The organism is Micromonospora tarensis (assembly GCF_016803395.1).
In the GTDB taxonomy this organism is placed as follows: Bacteria; Actinomycetota; Actinomycetes; order Mycobacteriales; family Micromonosporaceae; genus Micromonospora; species Micromonospora tarensis.
Window position 1 is genome coordinate 1 of the sequence record NZ_JAEVHL010000408.1, and the last position, 3342, is coordinate 3342.

The following is a 3342-nucleotide window of genomic DNA, read 5'->3' on the forward strand; positions in this document are numbered from 1 at the left end:
CCGCCACCGACCTCCGCAACGGCTCCCGCGCGCGCGGCACCGACGGGCGCTTCCGCCCCTCCCGTGCCGAACGCGCCGGTGCCGCCCGCGCCGACACGCTCGCCGACGACCCCGGCGCCGCCTCCTCCGGGCTGGACGAGGTTCTCGACCCCGCGCCGAAGATCGAGGCGGACGGCCCGGCCGCCGGTGACGTCCACCCGGTCCTTCCCGGCGACCTGTCGACCGGTGCCGGGCAGGAGGACGACGACGAGCCGCCGGCGGCCCCGCCGCTGCCGGAGGACCGGTTCCTCAACCGGGAGCTGTCCTGGCTCGACTTCAACGCCCGGGTGCTCACCCTGGCCGAGGACCAGCGCACCCCGCTGCTGGAACGGGCCAAGTTCCTGGCGATCTTCGCCAGCAACCTCGACGAGTTCTACATGGTGCGCATCGCCGGGCTGAAGCGGCGGCTCTCCGCCGGTCTGCCGGTGCGCGGCGGCGACCGGTTGCCGCTGCGGACCCAGTTGGAGCTGATCGCCGAGCGGACCGCCGCGCTGGCCGCCCGGCACGCCGCCTGCTTCGTCGACGACGTGCTGCCCAAGCTCGCCGACGAGAGCATCCGCATCCTGCGCTGGGGTGAGCTGGGTGACCCGGAGCGGGAGCGGCTGCGCACCTACTTCCGGGAGCACATCTTCCCGGTGCTGACCCCGCTCGCGGTGGATCCGGCGCACCCGTTCCCGTACATCTCCGGGCGGTCGCTGAACCTGGCGGTGGCGGTGCGGGACCCGGACGGCGGTTCGGAGCTGTTCGCCCGGGTGAAGGTGCCCAACAACGTCCCCCGTTTCGTCCGGGTGGACCGGGACCAGCCGGGCGTCCGGATGCTGCCGGTGGAAGACCTGATCTCGACACACCTGGGGCAGCTGTTCAGTGGCATGCAGGTGGTCGAGTGCCACCTGTTCCGGGTGACCCGCAACGCCGAGGTGGAGGTCGACGAGGACCGCGACGAGGACCTGCTCCAGGCCCTCGAACGGGAGTTGGCCCGACGGCGGTTCGGCCCGCCGGTCCGGCTGGAGGTCGCCGCGTCGATCTCCGACCACATGTTGGAGCTGCTCGTCCGCGAGTTGGACATGGACGACCAGGACGTGCTGCGGGTGCCCGGCCTGCTGGACCTGTCCGCGCTCTGGCAGGTCTACGGCGAGGCCGACCGGCCGGACCTCAAGGACCCGCCGTTCGTGCCGGCCACCCATCCCCGGCTCGCCGAGGGCGAGGTGCCGCGCAGCGTCTTCGCCACCCTGCGCGACGGGGACATCCTGGTGCACCACCCGTACCACTCGTTCGCGACAAGCGTGCAGCGCTTCGTCGAACAGGCCGCCGCCGACCCGAACGTGCTGGCCATCAAGCAGACCCTCTACCGGACCAGCGGCGACTCCCCGATCGTCGACGCGCTGGTCGACGCGGCCGCCGCCGGCAAGCAGGTGGTGGTGCTGGTGGAGGTGAAGGCCCGCTTCGACGAGGTGGCCAACATCGGCTGGGCCCGGACGTTGGAACGGGCCGGCTGCCACGTGGTGTACGGCCTGGTCGGCCTCAAGACGCACTGCAAGACCGCGCTGGTCGTACGGCAGGAGGGCAACCAGATCCGTCGCTACTGCCACATCGGCACCGGCAACTACCACCCCAAAACGGCCCGGCTGTACGAGGACTTCGGCATGCTCACCGCCGACCCGGAGATCGGCGCGGACCTCACCGACCTGTTCAACGTGCTCACCGGGTACAGCCGGCAGACCGCGTACCGGCGGTTGCTGGTCGCCCCGCAGGGCATCCGCAGCGGGCTGATCGAGCGGATCGAGCGGGAGATCGCGCACGTCCGGCTGGGCATGCCCGGCCTGGTCCAGTTCAAGGTGAACTCGTTGGTGGACGAGGGGATCACCGACGCGCTGTACCGCGCCTCCCAGGCCGGTGTGCACGTCGACCTGCTCATCCGGGGCATGTGCACGCTGCGACCGGGGGTGCCGGGGTTGTCGGAGAACATCCGGGTCCGCTCGATCCTCGGCCGCTTCCTGGAGCACTCCCGGGTCTTCCGGTTCGGCAACAACGGCGAGGCCGAGTTCTGGATGGGCTCGGCCGACCTGATGCACCGCAACCTCGACCGTCGGGTGGAGGCGCTGGTGCAGGTGAGCGATCCGGTCGCCCGGGCCGAGCTGGACCATGTGCTGACCGCCGCGATGAGCCCGGACGTGGACGCGTTCGAGTTGGCCGGCGACGGCACCTGGACCCGGCGCGCCGGCGACGACGACTCCGCCCGGGCCCACCTACAGGAACTACTGCTGCGCCGGGTCGGTGGCACGGCCAGCTGACCGCGCAGCGCATAGGCTGGGCTGATGGTCGAGGAGGAGCAGAAGTACGAGGTGGACGACGCCTTCGTGCTGCCGGACCTGACCGGCACGGCCCCGGCCGGTGGGCGGGTCCGGGCATCGCCACCGGTGACGTTGGTCGCCCGCTACCTCGACACTGTCGACCTGCGGCTGGCCCGGGCCGGTGCCTCGCTGCGTCATCGCCGGGGCGACGAGCTGCCCTGGACTGTGAAACTACCGACCGGGACGCCGGGCGTGCGGCATGAGATCTCCCGTCCCGGGCCGAAGGGGCAGCCGCCGCCGGAGCTGGTGGAGTTGGTCACCGTCCTGCACCGGGGGGCGCCGCTGGCCCCGGTGACAGTGGTGCGGACGGTCCGGCACGCGTACGAGGTGTGTGACCGGGCCGGCACTGTCCTGGCCGAGGTGGTGGACGACCGGGTGACGGTGCTCGACGACGCCGGCGTCACCACCGACACGTTCCGCGAGGTGGAGGTGGAGCTGAAGGCCGGCGACCGGAAGCTGCTCGACCGGATCGGCGAGGTGCTGGGCGAGGCCGGCGCCCAGGGCGGGTCGTTCACCCCGAAGCACGTACGGGCGCTGGGCGCGGCGGCGCAGACCGATCCGGACCTGGTCGCACCGGCCGGGCTGCCCGACGAGCCGACCGCCGGTGACGTGGTGACCGAGGCGGTCCGCAAGGAGGTCGGCCGGCTGTTGGCGCACGATCCGCTGGTCCGGCTGCGCGCCCCGGCCGCCGGCGGCGACACCGGTGTGCACCAGATGCGGGTGGCCTGTCGACGCCTGCGCAGTGATCTGCGCACCTTCAGACCGCTGCTCCGCAAGACCTGGTCCGGTCCGCTGCGCACCGAGCTGCGCTGGCTGGCCGGGGTGCTCGGCGCGGCGCGGGACGCCGAGGTGCTGCGCGCGCGGCTTCGCCGCACCGCCGACGCGGACCCGCTCAGCCCGCTCGGACCGAGGGTGCGGTGGACCGGCTGGACGAGGTGCTCGCCGAACGGCA

Annotated in this window: 2 protein-coding genes; both read left to right on the forward strand. The window is 72.6% G+C overall.

The features are described from left to right. Positions 1–131: 131 nt before the first annotated feature. Complete coding sequence (locus JM949_RS34745) at positions 132–2330, forward strand: RNA degradosome polyphosphate kinase (RefSeq protein ID WP_407664877.1); 2199 nt, start codon at positions 132–134, stop codon at positions 2328–2330. 24 nt (positions 2331–2354) lie between these two features. Further along, the coding region (locus JM949_RS34750; protein WP_203152289.1) for a CYTH and CHAD domain-containing protein at positions 2355–3342 on the forward strand (988 nt) is incomplete at its 3' end.